The organism is Myxococcales bacterium (assembly GCA_016699535.1).
In the GTDB taxonomy this organism is placed as follows: domain Bacteria; phylum Myxococcota_A; class Polyangia; order Polyangiales.
Genome location: CP064980.1, coordinates 3,708,994 through 3,732,448 on the forward strand (window position 1 = coordinate 3,708,994; position 23,455 = coordinate 3,732,448).

The 23,455-nt window shown below is 50.6% G+C and carries 20 protein-coding genes and 1 pseudogene; 6 read left to right on the forward strand and 15 right to left on the reverse strand.

Annotation, left to right across the window (positions count from 1 at the left end):
- Positions 1-458: 458 nt before the first annotated feature.
- Positions 459-1,439, reverse strand: a complete 981-nt coding sequence (locus IPJ88_17490; GenBank protein ID QQR89935.1) for a hypothetical protein — start codon at positions 1,437-1,439, stop codon at positions 459-461.
- 142 nt (positions 1,440-1,581) lie between these two features.
- Between IPJ88_17490 and IPJ88_17495 the strand changes: the two genes are divergently transcribed.
- A complete protein-coding gene (locus IPJ88_17495) occupies positions 1,582-2,355 on the forward strand; it encodes a hypothetical protein (GenBank protein ID QQR89936.1) in 774 nt (257 codons plus the stop codon).
- Positions 2,356-3,186: 831 nt separating this feature from the next.
- On the opposite strand, the gene IPJ88_17500 is transcribed toward IPJ88_17495, so the two are convergent.
- Positions 3,187-4,326 (reverse strand): patatin-like phospholipase family protein, encoded by a 1,140-nt coding sequence (locus tag IPJ88_17500; protein ID QQR89937.1) that lies wholly within the window; start codon positions 4,324-4,326, stop codon positions 3,187-3,189.
- Positions 4,283-4,672, reverse strand: a complete 390-nt coding sequence (locus tag IPJ88_17505) for a hypothetical protein (GenBank protein QQR89938.1) — start codon at positions 4,670-4,672, stop codon at positions 4,283-4,285. Before IPJ88_17505 ends, IPJ88_17500 begins: the two co-directional genes overlap by 44 nt.
- A 215-nt stretch (positions 4,673-4,887) precedes the next feature.
- Between IPJ88_17505 and IPJ88_17510 the strand changes: the two genes are divergently transcribed.
- Complete coding sequence (locus IPJ88_17510; protein ID QQR89939.1) at positions 4,888-5,211, forward strand: hypothetical protein; 324 nt, start codon at positions 4,888-4,890, stop codon at positions 5,209-5,211.
- An 80-nt stretch (positions 5,212-5,291) separates the two neighbouring features.
- On the opposite strand, the gene IPJ88_17515 is transcribed toward IPJ88_17510, so the two are convergent.
- The 3 genes from IPJ88_17515 to pdxH all read right to left on the reverse strand — a co-directional run bounded on the left by IPJ88_17515 (position 5,292) and on the right by pdxH (position 7,297).
- Positions 5,292-5,807: a hypothetical protein gene (locus IPJ88_17515; GenBank protein QQR89940.1), complete on the reverse strand. Its 516-nt coding sequence runs from the start codon at positions 5,805-5,807 to the stop codon at positions 5,292-5,294.
- A 264-nt stretch (positions 5,808-6,071) separates the two neighbouring features.
- Positions 6,072-6,287 (reverse strand): cold shock domain-containing protein, encoded by a 216-nt coding sequence (locus tag IPJ88_17520; protein QQR89941.1) that lies wholly within the window; start codon positions 6,285-6,287, stop codon positions 6,072-6,074.
- A 434-nt stretch (positions 6,288-6,721) separates the two neighbouring features.
- Positions 6,722-7,297 carry a pyridoxamine 5'-phosphate oxidase gene (gene pdxH, locus IPJ88_17525; protein ID QQR89942.1) on the reverse strand — a complete coding sequence of 192 codons (576 nt, stop codon included), beginning with the start codon at positions 7,295-7,297 and terminating at the stop codon, positions 6,722-6,724.
- 217 nt (positions 7,298-7,514) lie between these two features.
- On the opposite strand from pdxH, the gene IPJ88_17530 reads away from it, so the two are divergent.
- Entirely contained in the window at positions 7,515-8,033 is a 519-nt protein-coding gene (locus IPJ88_17530; protein QQR89943.1) for a DUF2203 domain-containing protein, read from the forward strand.
- 202 nt (positions 8,034-8,235) lie between these two features.
- Positions 8,236-13,272, forward strand: coding sequence for a hypothetical protein (locus IPJ88_17535; protein ID QQR89944.1), 5,037 nt, complete (start codon positions 8,236-8,238; stop codon positions 13,270-13,272).
- Between the two features lie 38 nt (positions 13,273-13,310).
- Here IPJ88_17535 and IPJ88_17540 read toward each other — a convergent pair whose 3' ends face one another.
- Complete coding sequence (locus IPJ88_17540) at positions 13,311-14,276, reverse strand: tetratricopeptide repeat protein (GenBank protein ID QQR89945.1); 966 nt, start codon at positions 14,274-14,276, stop codon at positions 13,311-13,313.
- An 84-nt stretch (positions 14,277-14,360) separates the two neighbouring features.
- On the opposite strand from IPJ88_17540, the gene IPJ88_17545 reads away from it, so the two are divergent.
- Entirely contained in the window at positions 14,361-14,672 is a 312-nt protein-coding gene (locus IPJ88_17545; GenBank protein ID QQR89946.1) for a metallophosphoesterase, read from the forward strand.
- 8 nt (positions 14,673-14,680) lie between these two features.
- Positions 14,681-15,022, forward strand: a complete 342-nt coding sequence (locus tag IPJ88_17550) for a metallophosphoesterase (protein ID QQR89947.1) — start codon at positions 14,681-14,683, stop codon at positions 15,020-15,022.
- 262 nt (positions 15,023-15,284) lie between these two features.
- On the opposite strand, the gene IPJ88_17555 is transcribed toward IPJ88_17550, so the two are convergent.
- From IPJ88_17555 to IPJ88_17590, 8 genes and pseudogenes are all read right to left on the reverse strand, one after another.
- The gene (locus tag IPJ88_17555) at positions 15,285-16,568 is read right to left on the reverse strand and encodes an HlyC/CorC family transporter (protein ID QQR89948.1); all 1,284 of its coding nucleotides are present in this window, start codon (positions 16,566-16,568) and stop codon (positions 15,285-15,287) included.
- An 84-nt stretch (positions 16,569-16,652) separates the two neighbouring features.
- A pseudogene (locus IPJ88_17560) lies at positions 16,653-17,858 on the reverse strand (argininosuccinate synthase).
- A 22-nt stretch (positions 17,859-17,880) separates the two neighbouring features.
- Entirely contained in the window at positions 17,881-19,704 is a 1,824-nt protein-coding gene (gene dnaK, locus IPJ88_17565; protein QQR89949.1) for a molecular chaperone DnaK, read from the reverse strand.
- Positions 19,705-19,721: 17 nt separating this feature from the next.
- Positions 19,722-19,883: a hypothetical protein gene (locus IPJ88_17570; GenBank protein QQR89950.1), complete on the reverse strand. Its 162-nt coding sequence runs from the start codon at positions 19,881-19,883 to the stop codon at positions 19,722-19,724.
- Positions 19,873-20,040, reverse strand: a complete 168-nt coding sequence (locus tag IPJ88_17575; protein QQR89951.1) for a hypothetical protein — start codon at positions 20,038-20,040, stop codon at positions 19,873-19,875. Before IPJ88_17575 ends, IPJ88_17570 begins: the two co-directional genes overlap by 11 nt.
- Entirely contained in the window at positions 20,010-21,281 is a 1,272-nt protein-coding gene (locus tag IPJ88_17580) for a J domain-containing protein (GenBank protein ID QQR89952.1), read from the reverse strand. The genes IPJ88_17575 and IPJ88_17580 overlap by 31 nt, the downstream gene beginning before the upstream one ends.
- Positions 21,278-22,195 (reverse strand): ornithine carbamoyltransferase, encoded by a 918-nt coding sequence (gene argF / locus IPJ88_17585; GenBank protein QQR89953.1) that lies wholly within the window; start codon positions 22,193-22,195, stop codon positions 21,278-21,280. Before argF ends, IPJ88_17580 begins: the two co-directional genes overlap by 4 nt.
- Positions 22,192-23,415, reverse strand: a complete 1,224-nt coding sequence (locus IPJ88_17590; GenBank protein ID QQR89954.1) for an acetylornithine transaminase — start codon at positions 23,413-23,415, stop codon at positions 22,192-22,194. Before IPJ88_17590 ends, argF begins: the two co-directional genes overlap by 4 nt.
- Positions 23,416-23,455 lie beyond the last annotated feature (40 nt).

Genomic DNA, 23,455 nt, shown 5'->3' on the forward strand with positions numbered 1-23,455 from the left:
CGACAACGGCTGGACCTGATTGCTAGATTGTGCCGCCGCCGCCAAAGAGCGAAGTGATGTCGTGCCAGAACCCCAAGATGACGAGGAAACAAGGGCGCAACTTGATTTTTGGCAGGATGACCCTCCAGATCCAACACCAAGAGGCACTCCTTGGAGCAAACTGCTCGCCCGAGTCTTCAAGATAGATGTGAGCGTGTGCCCAGCCAGTGGTGGTCACATGAAGATTGTCGAGTTTCCCGCCAACCCTAGACCGGGTTTCACAACTTCCCTTGCCCTTTGCCGGTTGATTTCAATCCATCGCGATGCACCACTGCTTGCTGCCCCTCGGTGGTGCAAACTGTCCGTAACCTCGTGCCCTAAACACCTTTTTTTTGCCCGCCTTAGGCCCTTGGCACCCGGGCCCACGACCGCGCCCGGCCCTGCGTTGCTCAAAGCTGTGCTCTGTCATCGCTTTTGCGCTACGCCCCCAGTGTGTTTCGCCCTTTTGGAATACCTAGGCTTAAAAGATTGTTTTGCAAAAGCGCGACGGTTTCTGAAGGTCCAGATTGCGCCACAATGGCTCGGATTTGCTCGAAATGAGCACGCTGCAGGTTGACTATCGTCTGGTAGTCCGCCTGTGAGCAGGCAAAGACGTTGTAGTTGACCACCGCCAAATGCTCTGTTTGAAGCCGTTCATGTATCACCTTTTGCCAGTGTTCCAGAAGCTTCCAAAAGGCCTCAGGGTGACGATGGGTATCGACCGTAAGCACCTCGCTAAGCAAGTGGTGCGTGCCATCCCAGCTCACGACATTCGCTTGCTCTAACAAAGCTAGACTGCTTTGGACGATTTCGGGGCTCAGCCCGAGGTAGTTCGCTATATACTGATGTGAAGCGTTCTTTCGTTGGCGATAATGCTCGGTTTCAAGGACCCTTAGAATCGCTTCGGTCCAAGGCACCGTCCATGCGAGCTCCTGCAGGATGCGGCGGGCTTGCTGCTCTTGTCTGAGCGAAGGAATGTGCTCGATGCCCACAAGTTCATCCAGGAAATCGCCTACGCGATGAGTGCACGCTTGAATCAAAGAAAGAAACTCAGGAAGCCTGGGATGACTTTTACCGGAAAACCATCGACTGACCGAATAGCGCGAATGGCCCGTGCTTTGAGCAATCGAAACAATGCTTTGCTTGCCTTTTAGCGCTGAAAGCCACAAGGCAAGCCCGGCGTCATCCAGATGGCTGCAAAGCGCATGGGCATCCACGCTCGACATGAATCGATCCATCGCCGCGACCACATCAATGCCCACACGCACACAGGCCTTGAGCGTGACAAGCCCCGTGGGAAAACGCCGCCCAGCCTCCCAGTCAGCGGCAGTATTACTGCGATAGCCCAAGCGACGCGCGAAGGCCATTTGCGAACGAGGCCCGCGAATTGCCCGTAAAAGCTCACTAGCTACATGGTTCACTATCCCAGTTTAGCACATATAAGTGCGATTCAGAAGCGTAAAAAGTGCATAATCGGTAAACTTTATCCTTGTCTATGCTCGCAGCCCTTCCATACTAGAGTTGAGGGCCAATCTCTGGTCCTAACAAGGAGAGAACGAACTTATGTCAGCTTTTTACTTAACCCCTAAATATACAACACTCAGCACAGCCGTGCTGTGCTTGGCACTGGGCCTTTCCCATTGCTCAACCTCCGAGGGCGGGCAATCTGGTGGTGGCACAAACAATGAAACGCCGTTGTGCAATCAACTTTCACGGCAGAGCATTGAAGCGGATGTAGTCGCCGAAGGCTTCAGCGTGGCTGTAGCCGATGAACTTGCATTGTATGTCAAAGACTACGCCGGCGAACTTCTGGATGATAACGGCGACGTGGTGTCGGCTTATGTTCTCGAGCTTAGCGCGGCCGATGATCTTGCTCTGCAAGTCGTCAGGCAAGAAATTAATGAGGACAGCAGCACCCTTGAATCGGAAACCTATGAGGTCGTCGATCAAGACTGCGCCGATTATTACGAAGCCAAGTTGAACTATATTTTCAGACTCGGTTCGGAAGATGCTCCGATGATCGAAATCAGCGGAACCGACACCTTCCGCTGGAGCAGCGCGCGTAAGTTTGCTGCGTCAATTCATACAGCTATCGAAGAGGTGACAGGGTCTTTTGAACCCGCGCTCATCGCCGAGGGCTACCAGAACATTGAGTTGCAACTCGAGCTCAGCAGCACCAGCTCGGATGCCGAGACCCTTGTGCCTGACATGATAAGCGGCGAGCTCGGCTGGCAGGGCGAAAAGTTCCACGGAGACCCCTCTGATCCTGCTGATCCGAACGCCATCGCGGAAGCGAAAACTGAAATCACTGGCAGCTTCAGTCAAGCACTGGAATAGATCCACGCAAAACACAAGTAAGTAAGAACTAGCCCGCACCCCGACTCTTCGATATATGGAAGGGTCGGGGTTGTTTTTTACTGCTCGCTCCGCCTTGCCCTTTGCCCCGAAGCACTGTCAGTTCAAGCGCCCGAAATGGCTTCCAGGGCGTTTTCTAGGGTATTTGTCGTAGTTGATGGGTTTATCTTCCAGTTTCAGTGTTGCAAAATGCTTGATGCGGTTCGAATACTGAGCGAATTTCGATCTATATTAAGCAGGACGCTTGATAGACTGAAATCACGCAGTTTTTTTCTGCTAGGGGCACGTGGAGTTGGGAAAACACTGCAACGAGCAAAACGGTATCCTCCAAGGAAGAAGACATAACGCTTCTTCAAAACACGCAAGCCCAAGAGTTCAACGCGGCTACTGAGGAAAAGCTGCTAAATCAGCAGGCGCTAAATCACTATCGGCAAGCCATCCAGGCACAAAAAGAAGGGGACTGGTCACGCTACGGTGAAGAGCTCAAGGCCTTAGGCAATGTGCTCGAACGCATGCAATAGCTGTAACTGGCCAGTCCCTGGCAGCTGCAAGCACTTTTTTCGAGCTTTTCTTATCTTCGGCTTACTTCCTCGGACTTCCTCGGACTTCCTCGTCAGGTACCAATGGACCATCCCCCTCAGTCCTGTGGGAGAGTGTCTGGGGCAGAGTTCCAGCGGAGCGAACTCTGGGGCCCTAGACCTGCTGAACCTAAGAAAACCTCGAAAAAAAACTTGGCTTCGGGCATTGCTTTCGTGTTCGCGTGCTTTTTTCTTAACTGCTGACTTTTGTCACCGACTGACCAGGTACAAATAGCTAGAGCGAAACACTGGTGCGCGTCTCGGGGATTTCTTCCGGATCACGGAACAGCACACCATGTTCAGCAAAGTCTCGACGAAGCTTCGGAAAGGCGCTGCGTATTTTTTCTGTGGTGCTCGCATAGGCAACGTCAGCGAGTTCCTTACGCAAGAAAACTTTCATCGGAGAGCCGGCCATCAAACGCATTTCTTCCCCTTCTGGACGAAAAAGGTGGAAATGCACATCCGGAAACATCTCCCGCAAAGCGTACACGGTCTTATCAAAGCGGCCGTTTACAATCGCCTTAAGTCCTTGAAGTGTTCCAAAAAGACCGCCGCGATCAAAAACGTAGCCAGCGTTGCGCGAAAGCAATGGAACCAAAGGATCGACTAAGATCACCAAAGTTGCTCCGTGGTTTACAGCAACACGCATATTGGTCGTACGCGTAAAGGCCCCGTCTATATAGTAACGTCCACCTATTTCCTCCGGTGCGTAAAAAGGGGCAAGCGCAGCAGATGCTCGTATGGCCTTGTGAAGCGGAACGTGTTTAAAATTTTCTTCTCCAAAAACGACGGCTTTTGAAGAATCTTGGTCTGTCGCCCCAATGAAAAGCGGTTTGCGTAAACCGTCAAAATGGTTACTCATCCCCGGTCTGTTGAACTGCTTTTCAAGCCAACGGCTGAGACCTTCACCTTTGAAGATACCTGATGGCACCATTTCTCCCAAAGACGAAATCGGATCTTCTGCAAGAGAGCGTGCCCACATGCCTTTTGCAAGATGAAGCAAGCGTTTGCGAAACTCGGGAAGATTAATGTCGTAGATTTCACGACGGCTAATGGGCGATACGCGCGATTCTTTGCCAGACATGCCTTCAAGGATCTCATCCGGACCAATGCCGTTTGCGAGCAGTCCACCAATGATCGCTCCTGCACTGATTCCGCAAAACAAGTCAAAATCGATGATGGGTCGCTCTGGCAAAAAACGCTCAAATGCTCTTAGAACACCAAGCTCGTATAAAAGACCTTCGCTACCGCCGCCCGCAAGGCAAAGCGCGATTTTTCCTGTTCGCTTTAATCGAGGAATGATAGCGAGTTGCTCGATTACTTCCTCAGGGCTAGGCTCGACCCATACACCGCGAACATTCTTTGCCCAATTCAAAGGCAGCAGCGGCGCCCTCCGAACCCGCAGCAACGATGCCATAAATGCGCGAGCGCAATCGAGGCCAACTTTCTACGGCTCGAATAAAATGGGCCGCAAGGCTATCGGACCAAGGCTGCGCCGGCATATGACGCGTATCAACGAGAAGGGCGAGAGGTTGCTCTTCCCTCAAAAAAGCAAGGACCTCAGGCAAGCTTTCAAAGAAATGAAACAGGTACTGGGCACTACCAGGACCTGCATGCCCTTTAACCTGCACACCACCGCCATTAAGGACATGCGCTCCAGAAAGGCGACCCAAGACAAGAGGATCTTCTTTGTGTGCGCCAAGGTAAACGACTGTATGCACGAGCCCCCCTATCTATGGCGAAGTCTGGCACGAAATGCTATTGTATGAAAACGAGTGGTATGTTTTCTACTGTAAATTCGCTTCGGCTTGCACTTCGGTTGTTGCAATGACTGAAATTACCGTTGAAGAAGTTGAGATGCTTTAACTGACGCAGGATTTGAATTTATCAAACCCTGGGTGGTGAAATTCAACTTGCGGAGCGTGTGCGCGTGCATATGATGGATTCCAGCGTGCGCGTTCATGTCAACGATCGCATCGGAATGAGTTTCATCGTGCGGGCTCAACGTTCTGATTTTCCCCAATCCACTGCCGAAGAGTTATTTTCAAAAGTTCGGAACGCCGCGGGTCCTACCGCGGGCGCACGTGGCTATGCCGAAGCGGCCCATGACGTGACCGACATCAAGGACCCGGTCAACTCCGATAAAGTCCTCGATGTCTGGCACGAAGTTAGGTACAGCAAACAAAATGTTGAACTGCCCGAGCTTGCTGAAGAAGTGCGCTGGGCTATGCAAATGGAAAAATTCATTTCAAAGGTCTGAACTTTTTTCAGACGCCATCGCTTAAGCAGCAATGCTGTTCATATTAAGCCGAAAAATGGCTCAATTGAACAGCATTCGTACTACGGACCCGAGACGTACACATCGCAGCTAAGTGCGGTGCCTTCCGGATTCTCGGGACTAGCACATGGAGGGTTATTCGAATTGGGAACATTGTACTTGAATTTGATATTGAGACTTCCTACACGAAGACCACTCATATGGTACGTCCAATAGTACGTCGTCCCATTGTCCGTTTGGCTGGACCAAGCCGCTACGGGATCACCCGCGCCATCGAGAGCAACCGCAACGCACCCAAAAGCGTCGGTATGATCAAAAACAGCAGTTGCAGTTCCGGCAGCGGCGTTGGCTTCTGTGATTTCCATATGACTGCACTCACCTGAGGAGCCCAGTTTTCCAACGGTAAGCGAGCCAGGCAAACCCGTGCTCGTACCTGAATCATTGTTATTGTTGATAGTGCTGTCAATATCAACATCACTTGTGCCAGAATCGTTCCTTGTGCTGCTTGCGTTTTCCGCACAGGCTACGGCAAAGAGCAATGCAAGACTAAGACCCCAAGATAAACCACGCGAATTCATACAACATCTCCTCTGAATTGACTTGACCGGCATTGTGCACTGATCGCAAGTTGGAAGCAAAATCATGCTTCTTTCGCCCCTTATATGACACAGCTTCCTTGATGAAGCCAGCACTTGTAGTGCTCAATAGCCCATGCCCTTGAACGCTAATTTTAGGACGCACGCTGCTCGAATGAAGGGGCGGCGAACGCTCGCTTCATGCCGAGCGCATAGCTAACTAAACACAGGAATGCTTGAGTATCTTCGAAAGCGAATGTATCGCCTCTAGGCCATCGCCTCGGGTGGCTTGGTCACGCGTTCTGCAAGCAGACCTTTGGGACCCTCCACGAGCTCGAACTCTACCGTTTCACCCTCTTCAAGCGTTCGAAAACCTTCGCCATCGATTTGGCTGTAATGCACAAACACATCTGGTCCCTCTTCGAGTTTGATAAAACCAAAGCCCTTTGCATCGTTAAACCATTTTACTTTGCCAACTGGCATAACATCCCTCCTGCCGCTGCGAGCACCAACCGCACAAGTGCACCACACCGATCACGCCCAACGTCACAACACCTCCCAAAGCAACCAGCCCGAGGATGTTGCATGCAACCACTACCTTCCTGAGAATAGGTAGGCCACCGCGTGAGTCAAGAGAATTCCTAAAACATTCTCGCTATATGGCAAAACTCTGACACTTAGGATTTGCTGCTCTTCTATTCAATAGAAGATAGCAATTAGCTCTTCGTGCCTGTTTTTTTCGGGCCAAGATGCTTGGCATACAAAGTGCATCGTTCGTTTGTTTAGTGTAGGCCCATGTCAGTAAAATCAACACAACTATTTTGCACTACTTTAGCGTGGGACAAAATGACCCTGCAGATCAAGCGCGCTAACTCCGTCTAAAAGGCTGAACTAAACACAATGAAAACTATCGATGCTTATGGAAAGAGCAGTTCATGTTTCCAACAATCACCGTCTTTGATGTAGTGATCGCGATCATGCAAGCGATAGTCACCCGCATTCCAAAACTCGATGCGTTTGGGGCTCAGACAATACCCGCCCCAAAACTCCGGACGAGGAACCTCTCCTTTTTTGAACTGCTTTTTAAAGTCATCAAAGCGTGATTCGAGCGTAGTTCGACTGTCCAAAGAACGACTCTGTTTTGAAGCCCACGCTCCCACTTGGCTTTCGTGCGGGCGACTTTTGAAATACGCATCGGCTTCGGCCTCGGAAACCCGACTCACTGTCCCTTCAATGCGTACTTGTTCGGCAAGCGTCGGCCAAAAGAAACAGAGGGCTGCCTGTGGGTTTTGCGCTAAATCACTGGCTTTGCTGCTCCCGAAATTGGTGTAAAAAACGAAACCTTTTTCCGAAAAATCTTTGAGCAGCACAATCCGCACGCTTGGACGCGCCGCTCGATCCGCTGTCGCCAAAGCAGCAGCCGTCGCATCCCCGCTCTCTTTGAGTTTAGCTTCATCGAAACGTTCCTGAAAACGAGAAATGGGGTCATCCATAAACCTACAGTAGCACCTTCGTGAAAACTGAACAGAGCCAAGCTTCGGGAAAAAACGGATAAAGCAACAACGGAAATTCCGGTGCCTTGCAACACCAATCGGGCTTCAATTCAGCGGCGATTTTCATTTCGTGATTGACCAATTACGAGGTCTCCGGAATACTGTTAAGTAGATGGGTAGTAAGCACCAACATTTCAGCCTAGAGGAAGCCAACGCCATGCTTCCAAGGGTTGAAACACACATGCGACGGGTGCTTCAGCTCCATGTGTTTTTGCGCCAATCGGCAGATTTGCTCATGGATAAAGAAGTGCCCGTTAGCCCCGAACTCTTATCGGGCGAAGAGGTATTTGAAGGCCCGCACCACATCCACAGCAAGCTGACGCAAGCGCAGGCGCTGTATGCCACCGTGCGTAGTGAGCTTGAGCAAGTGCATGCTCTGGGCGCTCAAGTCAAAGACATCGAAAAAGGGCTTGTTGATTTTTATTCGTATAAAGACGGGGTTGAGGAAGTCTTACTTTGTTGGCGAATCGGTGAGAGCCGTATCAAGCACTACCATGGTAGCAGCAAAGGTTTCGCAGGGCGTCAGCCCGTACAAGGCCACGTGTTTGTCGGAATCCGCAACAACTGGACCAACGCGACCTATAACAGGTATTTTGGCAGTTTTTTTCTAAAAAACAGACAAAACTGTCTGTTTTTTAGCATAATTATTGCCACAATTGTCATTTTAGCAAAATAGCGAGAATCCCCTATGACTCAACGTGAAAAGACAGCGATTTGGGCCCAATGCTTTGCTCGACGCTTTTGAAGCTTCCAAAGCAACACCCAGCAAGGCATCGATCCTCCGCTTGGCACTGCCTGAACGGATCGCGTTTTACTCGCCAAATTAGGGGCCAAATAGTCGCTAGGCAGTGCGGGATCGTGATAGTGTTTAGGCCTCTATGTCTGCGACAATTGACGAACTTATTCAGCGCCTTAGGCGAAATCCAAACGATAAAGAAGCTTTTCAAACGCTGCGCAATCATTACCAGCGCATGGGTGATTATGCTTCGCTTGCCAACCTCCTTGAAGGATGGGCTGCTCAAAGTCGCGACGCAAACGCGGCGGCCTCGGCTTATGTTGAAGCATCTCAATATGCCATGCAGCTCAACGATCACCCTCGAGGGGTAACGCTTTTGGAGCGCGCGCTTCAACGCAATCCAAACCATGAGCAAGCTTCGCTGCAACTTGAAAACATCATCGAGCAATCAGGAGACTTTCAACGCCTAGTTCGGCTTCTGCAGCAACGTATTCAAACGGCCACCAAGCACGGCGGCTCGGCCTCTGAACTGGCAGGTCTTCATTTTCGCTTGGGAGAGATTTGGCAACATCAGTTTGATCGAGCGGATCGTGCAGTGTACCAATACCGAAAAGCGTTTGAGCTCGACCCCACGATGGTCGCTGCCGTATACGCCGCCCGAGAGATTTACCGCAACGAAGGCAACTGGCGCATGGCGGCAACCTTGTGCGACCAAGAAGTTAACGCGGAGCAAAACCCTGAACGTAAAGCCGCGCTTCTTCGTGAACTTGCGGGAATAAGGCAATTGCATTTGGGTGACCAGCAAGGCGGAATTGTGGCCTTAAAACAGGCTTCGGAGTTGGCTCCCGAGGACGTCACTATTCTCTATGAGCTGGCGAGCCATTTGCTCGGGCATGCAGCCTCAAACCGCAATGCCGATGCAGCCGAACTGGATCGTCATCAAGCGGCAGATTTGCTCTTTCGCATTGCGCAAAGCACGGTACAGCAAGCGCTTGCACCGAACACCTCACTCGATCAGCCGGGAGCTATCTCACAAGTCGACAGCGAACAAGCGCTCGCCTATGCGCAGGCTGCGTTGGATGCCAACGCAGGCCATGCAGCAGCGCTTGAAATGCTCGAAGCGCTAGCCAACGAACTTGGTAGCTACAACGAACTGCTCCCAGCGCGATGGGTTAGTTTTCTGGAAGCTGCGCCCGAAGATCCTTTGGCGCAAAGTACACGTCAGAAACTCGGACATGCCTACGCCACCGCGGGACAAGTCGAAGATGCAATCAACTGCCTTGAGCCTCTTTTGCAATCCTCCGATACCTGGGCTGCCGAGGTTTTGGTTGGGCTCTACCAGCAAACGAATAACGCCGCTGGACTGGAACGAGCGCTTAACGTGTTGGTGCAACACCTTCCGCCCGAGCAAAGCTTGCCGTACCGCCGCGACTTGGTTCAGGCGCTAGCCACGCTTGAGCGACGCAGTGAAGCCATTGAGCATGCTCGTCACGTCATGGAGATCGACCCCACTGACGCCGAAATTTTAGCTTTCCTTGAAGATGAATACCAGCGCATGGGTGCGTGGAATGAATTACGCGACTTGATGCTCAGTGCGGCTCGTCTGCCAGGCGCATCGGCCGAAGCCAAAGAGCAGCGCCTCCGACAAGCTGCGAAAATCAGCGAAAGCCATTTACAAGATCCGGCAGGTGCCATTGGCGCTTGGCGCGCTGTGGTAGGACTTAACCCTGCCAACGAACAAGCCTCTGATGCACTTGAACGCCTACTTCGTGAGGCAGAACGCTGGGATGATTTGATTCAAGACTTGGAACGTCGCGCACTTGCCTTGCAAGATATCGACGCTCAAGCAGAGATTTTCAGAAAAATCGCACGCATCTATCAAGAGCAAAAGCAGAATAATCCTTTAGCCATTGAAAGCTTCGCAAAGGTACGCGAATTCCTTCCAAGCGATGCTGAGGCCTGTGTGGCTCTTTCCGAGCTTTTACTTGGAGAGGGACGTTACGAGGAAGCCTTGCCATTGCTGAAGGAACGCCTCGAGACCACTGAAACGGGTGAGACACGACTGCAATTGCTCCATCAGATTGCTGAAATAAGTGACGAGAAAATTGGCGATGACGAAGGCGCTCTAAATGCCTGTCTGTTGATCCTTGAAGATGCTCCCGAATACCTTGGTGCCCTGGAGCGCATGGAGCTTATCTACGCGCGGCGAAATCAGCACGATGAGCTGCTTCGCGTGCTCAACTCTCAACTCGAACTCGCTGATGAAAGTCGAAAAGCGGAACTTCTGATTCGCATGGGCAATCTCGCAGAAAACGAGCTCGGTGATTTAGACCACGCATCCGAATACTACCGCCAAGCTGTTGAACTTCGTCCGCAAGACGAAACTACGCTCAATGCGCTGTGCTCTGTATTCGAAAAACTTGGTCAACATAATGATCTGGTCAAATATCTGGAGAAGCGAGTAAAGCTTGAAAAGGAAGACGGCGCCAAGATTGAACTTCTGAGAAGGATCGCCCGAACTTATACAGAGCACCTTAGCGACCCAGAGCATGCAGCCAGCACTTGGGAGAGCATCCTAAAACTCAATGATGACCCAGAAGCCCTACTCGCCCTACGGGAGCACTCTCGAAGCAACGAAGACTACGACAAACTCGTTGACATCATTAGCCGGCTCGAAGCGATTCAAAGCGATGCAGTAGTGAAACGTGACCTTGCTTTTGAGCGAGCTCAAGTTCTGCATGATCATCTCAATGAAAACGAGCGAGCCATTGAGGCCTTGCAGCAGGTGATCCGCAACCTTGATGACAGTTACGTTCCCGTTCTCGATGCCCTACAAACATGGTGTGCTGAAAGCGACGATAACGCCGGCCTTGCGGAAGCGCTTGAAGCCAAACTACGACTCACTGAGGATGTTTCTTCCAGCATTGAACTATGCAAACAACTTGCCGATCTCTATGAGAACGACATTCCTGACTCGGAAAAAGCAACTCGAGTGCTTCGTGCCTGGGTCGGACGCGAGCCCTCTTCTCTTGAAGCACACACTCGCCTGATAACGCATCTGGATGAAGCAACGGAGGCCAAAGACTTGGTCGTATCCCTTGATGCGGTGGCGCAACTTCAGGACGACAGCGAAGAAGCACTGCAAGCACGTATCCGCGCAGCCAACTTGTGTTACGAGCAACTTGATGATCTCAACGGAGCTTGGACGCGACTGCTGCCCGCTGTACAAAGCGCCGAGATTGATGCTGCAACCGCCTTGGAGGCCATTGCTAAGAAGGCCGAAAAGGGCATGGAGTTTGCCTCGATTTTTGTGGAAATGGCTCAACAGGCACAAAGCCCCGAGCAAAGCGCCGAGCATTGGAAAAGCGCAGCTCGCATCTACGAAGAACTCGCGAAGGATCCAACAGAAGCACTTGAAGCATTTTTACGCGCTTTTGCTACAGACCTTAACAATGAATCGTATCTCGATGAGATTGATCGTTTAGCTCAACTAGCTGGAGCTTGGGAGCGTCTAGGCCAGGTTTATGAAACTTTACTTCGTAATAGTGAAGATGATGCTCGTAAGGTTGAGCTTTTACAACGTCACGCCACCGTCCTTGAAACTGAAAAGCAAGACTATTCGATGGCATTTGATCAACTTCTCCGTGCCTGTGCACTCGACTCGGATGATTTATCCCTCGTTGAGAGCGCAGAAAAACTCGCTACGGCAGCGAAGCGTTCCGAGGAAATGCTTGCTGTCTACGATCGGATGCGAAGTGGAGCTGATTCGGTGGAGCAAAGCCTGCCCATCATGGAGCGAGCTATCGAATTGTGTCTTGAGCAGTTGAATAACAAAAAACGTGCTCTAGCTTATCTTGGACAAGCTGCTCTTATGGCCATTGGCGAAGATGCTGCAAGTAAACAAGTGCAACGACTCGCAGCAGATCTTGACGAGCGTTTTGCGAAGGAAGCGGGTGCTGATGCATCAAGCACTGAAAGAGCTGCCCGTGACACACTGCTCAAGGTGTACGAAGGTCTTTATACCGAACAAAGAACACAGACTTCCGTCGACATGCTGATTCGTGCAGCCAAATACCTGGCAGAAGAAGGGGCTCAAAAAGAACGTGCCCTTGAAGCACTGAAATACGCTGCTACCGTTGATCCCTCAGATTCCAATATTCTTGATTCGCTTGAAGATATGGCGCGGGGTTTTGACATGCTTGAAGAGCTTGTCGCTTTGCTCGGTGAGCTTGCGGACGAAGCACTTGAAGCTGAAACGGCAACGTCGCTATTTTATCGAAAAGGACGCTTGCTCGAAGAGGACCTCAAACGCCCAGAAGAAGCGGCTCAAGCCTATCAGCACATGCTACTTCTTCGCTTTGATCAAGACGCATCCAAACGCCTACAGCAGTGCCTAAGAGCCACAGGTGACTTCAGTCAACTCCTTATCGCTTTGGGACGGGACCTCGATTACGCGCACAGTCCCGAAGAAAAATCTGGGATCCATCTTCAAATCGCGTCGGTTTGGGAAAACGACCTGCGCAACAAATATGAGGCCATTGATGCTCTTCAGAGCGCCCTACTGAACACTCCACACGACGAGGCCATTGAAAAACATCTTGAAAGGCTTCAAGAAAATGACGAAGCGTCGCAGAGCGAGAGCGCATGGGATGAAGTGTTATCCGACCCGAGTTCTGCAGATGATCCCGATGTAAATAAGATCAGCAATGACGAGCTTTCTTCCGATCGGCCAGCACCGTTGTCGAACGATGAAGACGATCTCTTGGAAAGTGAAACCGCTGAGAACCTTTTGGAAGCAAAAGATGAATCCGCCGAGCAAGACATCGACAGCTTCGATGCTATGGAAAAGAGCGACGAGCTCCCTGCAACAGACGATGATGCTGCGGACGAAGAGAACGACAGCTTCAATGCTATGGAAAAGAGCGACGAGCTCTCTGTAACGGATGGCGACCTTGCCGGCGACGACGACCTCTTTGATGCCGAGGGCTTCGAAGAAGTTGACGAAGAGGAAGCTCTTTCGGCAGCGCAAGATGACATGGCCATCGTTAGCGAACCGCCTCGTTTTTCGAGCCTACCGCCGCCTTTACCCGAATCCGGTGTTTCGGAGCTCGAAGGCGACGAAGAGATTCCCATGGATCTGCAAAGCGAAGACGAAGAAGAAGACGGAAAACAAGAATAGCTCTTGTTTCACGCAGGCCATGCAAGAGGATAACTGTCCTATTTTTTTGTTTTTCGAACGGTACAAAAGGCGAGATCGGACCATAGCGATGTCGGCTCCAGTTCGAGATAGGCTCGCCAATGCAACTCAGCATCATCGCTTCGGTTCATAAGCTCCAAAACAACACTTAACATGAGATGTGCTTTGGCGTGACCTGGATCGATTTTTACCGATATCTGGAGATGCTTTTCAGCCGACGACCAGTCATCCTGATGAAGCGCCAGACGTGCAGCACTAAGCCTTGCTTCTGTATGCAAAGGCTGTTTTTCAAATACCTTGTGCAATAAGGTCTCCGCTTTTCTATATTTCCCCATGGCCTCGTATACCGAGGCTGTTTCGACATCGACTGCAATAGAGTCTGGATGGTAGCGCTTGGCTTGCGCAAGACAGCGAAGCGCATAGGAAAGTGCTCTGCCTTGTTCCTTAGCCCGCAGCGCACGTAAGAAAAAACGCCTAGCCAAAGCATTCCGATGCCCCATGCTCGCGTGTTTTTTCTCAACGTGATGAAAGCGATCCAGTTCCTTCTGAACAAAAGGAAAGGCACACTGACCTGTGAGTGGGTCAAAAACACCTTCACTGTCGGATGCCATCAGTGTTTGGCCGGCGGTTCCTAGCTGCTTTAGAAAATCCACAGGTGTATCGGAGGCAAAGCGATGCATCGTATGCATGGCCCGAGCAACAAAACGAGAAGACAGCCCAGCTTCCTTCAATGCTCCCAGTGCTCGGATGATCACAAGCTGATCAAATGAATAGCCGTCTGAGTGCAGGCTACTCAACAATCCCATCTGCCGCCAGCGACGAAGCTGTGCAGCTTCCAGCCCGCAAATCACGGCAGCTTTGGATTCGGAGATCAATGAGCCCTGTTTGCTAATTGCCAGATCCGATGCACCGCGACCCGCTTGCCCCGAGTCCTGATTACGCGCCTTCGGGAAGTTTGCGAAAATTACTTTTGATTCGCTACTCACAGTTGATGCTGTAGCAAATTTACAAGAGAATGCTACGCTGATCGGAATTCCTTGCTCGAGATTTATGAGATATCCTCTTATTAAATGACACCTGAAGCTCCACTAAATCGCCCTTTTGCTTGCATTGCGGACATCCATGGAAATTTGCCTGCTTTGGAGGCTGTCCTTAAGGAACTTGCGATTCGAGGGATTGTCGATCTCTTTGTAGCCGGCGATCTATTGCTGGGGGGAAGCCAGCCTCTAGAGGTATGGCGCAAGCTGAGGGCTATTAATGCCCGGATGGTCAAAGGCCCATCGGATGAAGCACTCTGCCAGATCTCCGATCCTGGCAAAGGCGATGAAAGTGACGGAGCTGAAAACGCTCGCAAGATTTTTCTCGAAACGAAAAATCCTTAGGGGAGCTCGTGATAACGCGTCTGGCGAAACTGCCTAAGCATCTACGGCTTCCATTGGTCAATGGTGAAGAGATTTTGCTGGTGCACGGCTCACCCAAAGATCCCTATACTCCCATAACGCACGATATGAGTGCAGAGGAAGTCGTTGAGCTCATCGATGATGACCATGCGCAGTTTATTGTCTGTGGCGGCTCACACACGCCTTTTCGTCGTGACCTAGCAGAGCACCATTTGATTTCAGTCGGGTCCGTGGGACAAGCCCCCGAAGGTAATCATGCGCATCTTAGCATCCTCACTCCTCAAATGACGGGAATCCAAGTCGAGCAGCTTTGGCTCAACTATGCATCGTAACTGGTCAGTGGGTGACAAAAGTCAGCAGTTAACCAAGAAGTATACGTACACAAGGGCAAAGCGAGAAGACAATTCTTTTTTCGAGCTTGTCGATTCACGCGCTCGCGCGGTGTGAGCCACCCACTCGACAGATTCGGCTTACCTCCTTGCTCATCGTCGGCAAGTACCGGTGTACGTGCCTCCTCGTCGCTGCGGGGGCTCTCGAATCTACGGAAACCTCGAAAAAAGCCCTTGCAGGCACCACGGACTGACCAGTTACTTACTATTTTGCTTCCGCTGTTACCATAACACGTCGAATCTCAACGCGTGTCACATGTTTTTTATCGGCTTCACGCACCGTAAAGATAAAAGGACCAATCTCAACAGATTCCCCAACTTGGGGAACCGCTCCAGCGAACTCTGTTACCATACCGCCCACCGAATCATAATCGCCTTCCGAGCGCGGCATTTCTTCGCCAAGAAAATCTTCAAGATCGTAAATGGAAACAGCAGCGTTGGCTAAGAACAAGTCAGGCTTTATCCGTCTTATCGGCACATCTTCGTTATCATGTTCGTCTTGAATCTCACCCACTATCTCCTCAATGATATCCTCGAGGGTGACAATGCCGTTGGTCCCGCCAAATTCATCAACCACAATGGCAAGATGGATACGCCTGGCCTGCATCTCCCGGAGTAAACTCGTTATTTTTTTACTCTCAGGAACAAAGTACGCTGGACGGCGCACCAAGGATGAAACAACCTGCTGGCCAACCGTACCGTCTTGATACATTTTGAAAATATCTTTCGCGTACAGCAAGCCTTCGATTTGATCGATTCGCTCCCGGTAAACAGGGTAACGGCTATGTCCCTTTTCAAGCACTGTTTTTAGCGCGTCTTGAACCGAAGTCTCAATGTCTAAAGCCACCATCTGCGTGCGTGGGACCATGACTTCACGGGCCAGTGTATCTTGGAACTCAAGAATGCTTTTAAGCATCTCGGCGTGATCTTGACTCAACGTACCGGTACGTTGACCTCGTTCGATGAGTGTTTCCACGTCAAACTCGGTCACACGCCCAAGCTGCTCTTCGGTCGAGACGGGAAACATTTTTTCCAATAATCTCCAGCAAAGCCAAACGGGATAGGTCAATACCATCAATAAAAGATCAAAAGGCCTCGTCCAACGAAAAACAGACACGATACGATCTTGAATGGCTTTTCTAAAAAGACGGTTAAAAACAACCGAAACCAAGCCATCTAAAATGGCAACTAAAAACGCAGCCACTACAAATCGGCCGACAAAATATCCTTTCGGGCAGAGCTGCGTCCAAAGCAGGGCCGATGTGCAGATAAAGAAAGCGCGACTTACGGTCAAACGTAGCCGTATGACGTAACGTTCAGCAAGCAAGCGTTTTGCCGTGCGCTGCAAACCTTTCTGTTTGTCGTTGACGTAAGACTGCAGCACACCATCTGGGCACATGCCAAAGGCTACGTTAACAAGGCCAATGCTGCTTGAAGCTAACAGGCTAGCAACAAGGCCAAAAATAAGCTCTGTACTTGGACCTTCCAACCCTTTTCAATCCATGTCCGTTTGAACGGATCTCCAGTTTCGCAGTTTAGCGTCCTTCAGCCACCAGGGCAATATTCCTCAAGACTACCTTTTTTTAGCTCGGAGTCGGAGCCTTAGCGCGTTAAGGCGGATAAAGCCCGTGGCATCTTTTTGATCGTACACTTCATCTTCTTCGAAGGTCGCATACCTTTCGTCGTAGAGACTATCGTCACTCCGACGACCGAGCACTGTCACGTTTCCTTTGTACAAACGTAAGCGAACTTCACCACTGACTACTTGTTGTGCCTGGTCAATGAAAGCTTGCAGCGCTTCTCGCTCTGGAGCGAACCAAAAACCTCGATAGACCAAAGATGAATATTCTGGAATCATTTGATCGCGTAAACGAATCACTTCGCGATCTAAAGTAATCGACTCTAATGCTCGGTGTGCTTTTTGTAAGATTGTGCCACCGGGGGTTTCATAAACGCCTCGGGATTTCATGCCTACAAAACGGCTCTCTACTATGTCGACACGTCCAATGCCGTGCTCCGCACCCATGGCGTTGACAGTTTCAAGGGACCTTCCTTGGAGACATGTCTTTGCCGTCGACCGCAACAGGATCGCCAGCTTGATAACGCAAGGTAAGCTCCAACGGCTTATTGGGCGCATCCATCGGGTCCTTAGTCCATAGGAACATATCTTTTTGGGTTCGTTCCAAGGATCCTCGAGCACGCCGCCTTCGTAACTGATATGAAAGAGGTTGCGATCCATCGAGTACGGTTTTTCGGCCGTCACAGTGATCGGTATTTTGTGTTTTTCGGCGTAAGCAATGCAATCGCTACGGGACTTCAGATCCCATTCTCTCCAAGGCGCAATGATCTGGATGTGGGGATCGATGCCAAGAGCAGACAGCTCGAATCGCACCTGATCGTTTCCTTTGCCGGTTGCGCCATGCGAGATGGCCTCTGCTCCAGTTGCATGTGCCACTTCCACTTGAGCTTTGGCGATAAGTGGTCGCGCAATAGAGGTTCCTAAAAGGTACTCACCTTCGTAAATGGCATTCGCGCGGAGCATAGGAAAACAGTAATCGCGAACAAACTCGTCACGCAAATCGCGAAATTCACAGCGGCTTGCACCGGTTGCCATGGCTTTTTCTTCGACGGCTTTGAGATCTTCCTCTTGGCCAACCTCAGCACAATAAGCAATAACTTCAACGTTGTATTTCTCTTTAAGCCAGGTGAGAATTACCGAAGTATCGAGTCCGCCACTGTAAGCCAGGACTACTTTATTAATCTGTTTTGACTTCGCCATACTAAGCTTCTCTTGTTACAAATCAGGTTTTGCCAACCACCCCTCGAAACATACGCTGGGTGCGTTTTAGAGCATCAAGCTGCTCCCTTACACCGTCTGTATCGTTTCGGTCTACAAGATTTTGAACCCGTTCGACGACTGTTCGCGCTTTGTCGATGGCGTCCCGCCCGAATTCGCTGCCCGCGACGATTTGCTCAACCTCGGGAAAAAGCCGTTCAATTTCATCAACAATAGTCTCGACTTCCTGCTTGAGCGCTTCCATATTGTCATCCGAACGACGGGAAACAGCGTAGTTATCGGCTTGAGCAGTCATCGACTGGATCTCTTCGAGGGTCAGGCCGCTCGTCGAGGTCACCGTGATGGACTGAGCCGCGCCTGTTTCCGTGTCCTTGGCTGCCACACTCACAATACCGTCGGCATCGATGTCAAAACTCACCTCAACCTCAACCTGCCCGGCTGGGGCACGCCGAAGTCCAGTGAGAACAAACTCACCGAGCAAATCATTCTCTTCAGCACGCTCAGATTCACCCTGCATGACCAATATTTTCACGGCCGTCTGGTTCTCGCGAACGGTCGTAAAGACCTTGCTGCTTGACGTCGGTATGGTTGTGTTTTGAGCAATCAGTGATTCAAAATAACCACCAACAACCATGATACCCAAGGTGTGTGGTGTTACATCGAGAAGAATCATATCATCTTCTTCATTGAGCAACGCCGAGCCCTGAATCGCCGCACCCAAGGCTACAACTTCGTCAGGATGAACTCCTTTGCTTGGTTCTTTTCCAAAGAAGCGACCCACAGCTTCTTGTAAACGCGGCATGCGGGTCATGCCCCCAACGAGAATTACTTCTTCAATATCCTCAGTGCCAAGCCCTGCTCCCTCAATGGTATTTTTTGAAATCTCTAGCGTGCGCTGAACAAGGTCTTCGCACATTTCGTTTAACTGCGAACGTGAGAGAAGTTGCTGCAAATGCATGGCTTCGTTTCGTGCATTGGAGATCACAAATGGAAGGTTGATCTCAGTTTCGTGCACTGTAGAGAGCTCGCACTTTGCTTTTTCTGCCGCATCCTTCAGTCGCTGAAGAGCCATGCGGTCTTGGCGCAAATCGATGCCATTTTCTTTGGAAAACTCATCCACTAACCAGTCCATGATGCGCATATCAAAGTCTTCGCCACCCAAAAAAGTATCGCCCGCTGTGCTTATCACCTTGAACACATCGTCGCTGCTCATTTCGAGAACGGAAATGTCGAAAGTACCACCACCAAGATCAAAAACAGCAATAGTTCGATCGAGTTTTTTGTTAAAACCGTAGCCCAATGCAGCAGCAGTGGGCTCGTTGATGATGCGAATCACATCAAGCCCGGCGATACTACCCGCGTCTTTCGTGGCTTGCCGTTGGCCATCGTTGAAATAAGCCGGAACGGTAATGACAGCTTTTTTGATTTCTTCGCCAAGGAATTCTTCAGCGACCATTTTCATCTCCTGAAGAATCATCGCGCTGATTTCTGGAATGCTATAAACTTTGTCGCGCAATCGAATTCGTGCGTCGTTGTGAGGCCCTTCCACAATATGATAGGCGCAACTGAGAACTGCATTTTGGACCTGGTCACTATCCCAAGGCCGACCAATCAGGCGTTTTGCTGCGTAGACCGTATTCTCTGCGTTCGTGACGGCCTGTCGCTTAGCAATATGGCCAACCAGACGTTTGCCAGCTTCCGTTACGGCGACCATTGAAGGGGTTGTTTTATAGCCGCCGCGATTCTGTATAACAGTGGGCACATCTTCGTCCATCACTGCAACACAGGAATTGGTGGTCCCTAGATCAATACCAATAACACGTTCCATAGTCTTCCCGTCCAAGTTTAGATGACTAGCAACTGCAAATCTATCTCAAAACCATGGAATCGTCGCATTTCAATCACTTTAAGCACTAACACGGCCAGAATTTGCCGCTGTAACCCTCTTTTGAAGGCAGCAATGAACACCAAAAAGCCTCCATTGACCAACAGCACACTATTCTGCATCGTCATCGTGTATCTGCTTCAAAAGGTCTTTGACGGTAGCGTCATTTGGATGGTGTGTTAACGCCTCTTCCAGTTCGCGCTGGGCATTTCGCTTAAGGCCCGTCGACATAAGTACTTTTGCCAGGGTTATCCTATTTCCAGCTGATTCCGGAGCCAAACTGACCGCTTTTTTGCGAGTCTTTGCGCATGACGCATGTCACCCTTTGCTTGAAGCATGGCTGCAGCAGCTCGGTGATAGGCTTCGGCATCATCAGGCTTTGCCTTCGTCACTTTCACCCAGGAATTGGCAGCGGCCTCCCACATTCTAAAACGCTCTTCATAGCGTGCTTGCGCAATGTAATCGGCGACAAGCTTCTGAGCTACGAGTTTTCTCATGCGCTCATATTCCTTGCCTATGTCCGGATTATCCGGTGCCATAGCTTTTGCTAAACGCATCGCGTTCATCGCCGCCGACAGATCACCCGCTCGTTCGGCGTCCTTAGCCCCTTTAAGAAATTGAGCGGAGCGTCCAAGGCCAGTACGAACTGCCGAAGAGCCTGTCACCGAAGTCATAAGATTGCGCGCTAGCGTCTTTGCATGCTCCTGCCGGTCCGCTTTAGGCGCTCCAGGCTTCGGTGGAGTCGATGAACGCCCAATCGCCGAAAACAGTTTCTGAGCAGCAAATTTTCTGTAACGTGCCTTGGCTGCTTCCTTTTGCTGCGTCGCTTCAAGGGCATTTTTTTCTTCGTCATCGCCACTACCTGATGGCGGTTCGGTATCTGCCTTTTCCTCAACATCCGCTTTTTCAAGAAGAACCCGCGCGGTATCTGTATCTTCACGGGTTTTCAGATAGGCATCGTACTCTTCGCGCAGCTGTTTTTTACTCAGCATATCGTATGCTTTTGTCAGCTGCGTAAAAATTTTCTCCATCTTTACTTTGTACGAACCGATATTTTTTCCGTACATCGAATCGGGATGAAAAACTTTTGAAAGCTTAAAATAAGCATTGCGAATGGTTTTTCGATCAGCGTGTTTATCAACTCCAAGCAAATCGTAATAAGAAAGCAAATCGAGCCGAGCATACATATCAAGAATTGCTTTAGCGCGAGCGCTATCCATGTCGACATGCTCCTCCGCTTCGACTTTCTTGGTGGTGGACGCTGCAGAGGGAGGAGCGGTCAGGCGCGGTGGACGAAGAGAAACCGGCGGAGGAGGATCCACCCATTCGATGGCTCCCAAGTCTTGGAGATGTGATAGCATCGCCATGACTTCTTGCTCGGTGTTGCCCGTCACAGACACCAACTCAAGCACACTCATCACGCTATCAAGACAGGACAGTACATACGCTTCTTTTGAGCTTATGGGCAAGGAACGAATATCGATACCTTGTACAACGCGCGGGACTTTTTCCAAATTCATTCCGAAAGCAATACTTCCATCAGTGCCTTCTGAGCGTGCAAGCGATTTTCCGCCTCATCCCATATTCTTGAGGATGCACCCTCGAGCACACTTGTTTCTACTTCTTCCCCTCGGTGGGCAGGAAGACAATGAAGAAATATAGCATTATCGCTGGCTTTGCGCATGATTTCTGCACTTACACAGAAGCCGTCAAAAGCCAGTTTTCGCTTTTCGTTTTCGCTCTCCTGCCCCATGCTGGCCCAAACGTCGGTATTGACAACATCGGCATCCAAAACGGCCTCTTGGGCATTATCCCCAAGAACAAGGCGTACTTTGCCCTGTAAAGTAGCATGCTTCAGCACTTCAGCATCCGGTTCATAGCCCTTAGGAGAAGCGATACGCAACTCAAAGCCTAACAAAGCAGCAGCGTTAATCCACGAATGGGCCATATTGTTACCATCTCCTACCCACGCCACGCGAAGATCGGACCACGGCTTGTTGACGTGCTCACGGATCGTCAATAGGTCCGCAAGCAATTGGCAAGGATGGTAGCTGTCCGAGAGCGCGTTGATCACTGAAATACTTGCGTACTTAGCAAGAGCTTGCATGCGATCGTGTCCATGGCCTCGGTAAACCACAGCATGAAGATAACGAGAAATCACTCGCGCTGTATCTTCAATGCTCTCGCCCCGTCCTAATTGCATTTCGTTTGCGCTTAGGACAAGGGGATTTGCTCCCAGCTCTTGGATACCTACTTCAAAGGAAACGCGCGTTCGGGTGGAAGCCTTTTCAAGTAGAATCGCGATTTGTTTTCCCTCTAAGACGCGAGGGGTCGATCCCTCTGCACGCAGGCGCTTGAGCTCCTCTGCGCGGGCCAAAACTTTCTCGATTTTTTCCGTGCCCAAATCCCACAAAGTAAGAAAATCGTTCTTCATTTGCTTTCCTTTTTGGGAGGGTCGCTAAGCACTTGCTCGACGATACTCAAGCCCTGTTCGATCAAGTCTTGCTCAATGACCAATGGCGGTGAAAAACGCAAAACCTTTCCGCCTGCAAGCGACAGCAACAAATTCTGCTCTCGCAATTTTCCAAGCAGCGCCAAAGGATCAATCGAATCGGCTAACTCAAGTCCTAACAATAGTCCCTGCCCTCTCACATCGACGGCAATATCCGTCCCTAGCTTCTCCCGCAATTGATTAAGGCCAGCCAAAAGATAACTGCTTTGTTTTTTCACGTTATCAAGAATGTTTTCTTCATCAAAAACACGCAACACCGCGAGCCCTGCCGCGCATCCAAGCGCGTTGCCGCCATAAGTTGTGGCGTGACTGCCAGGAGGCAAGCCCTCCGTCAGTTTTTCTTTGACGGCAATCGCGCCTAAAGGAAAACCACCCGCAATGCCTTTGGCCAGGCTGCAGCCATCGGGCTCAACCCCGCTGTGCTCCATCGCCAAAAACTCGCCAGTCCTGCCGTAGCCAGTCTGAACTTCATCGTAAAACAACAGAGCGCCATTCTCGTCACATAACTCTCTTAGTTGTTGAAGATAACGTTTACTGCCAACGTGAATGCCGCCTTCCGCTTGCAATGGCTCAACCATCACAGCTGCCGTCTGCTTGCCGATGATTTTTTTAACCGCTTCAATATTCATAAACGGTACGTGCTCGATGCCCCCTACCATGGGTGCCATGCCAATCTTGTATTTCGGCTGGCCCGTCATGCTGAGTGCTCCGTAGGTTCGGCCATGAAAACTCCCTTCCATGGCAATGATTTGCACCCTCTCTTTGTCACCCTGTTCGTAGTGGTAGCGTCGTGCGAGCTTAAGCAGCGTTTCGTTGGCCTCAGCTCCACTGTTAACGAAATAAACGCGATCAAAAACGGTTCGACTCGTGATAGCTTTTGCAAGCGCGATGACTTTGTCATTGAAAAAAAGATTCGAGACATGCATTAGGCTAGCGACTTGATCTTGAATCGCGCTAACCAAAGTCGGATGGCTGTGCCCCACTGAAAGCACGGCTATGCCCCCACACATATCAAGGTATTCGTGCCCTTCGATGTCCCACAAATGACAGCCCTGACCACGCTCAAAGACAATAGGCGCTGGCCGCATGTTTGCAGTAAAATAGGTTTTAGCTTCGGTGCTTGTCTGGAGGTTGCTGGACATGGCCAAGATCTAACAGGCCCGATGTGTTTTTGCCAGATCC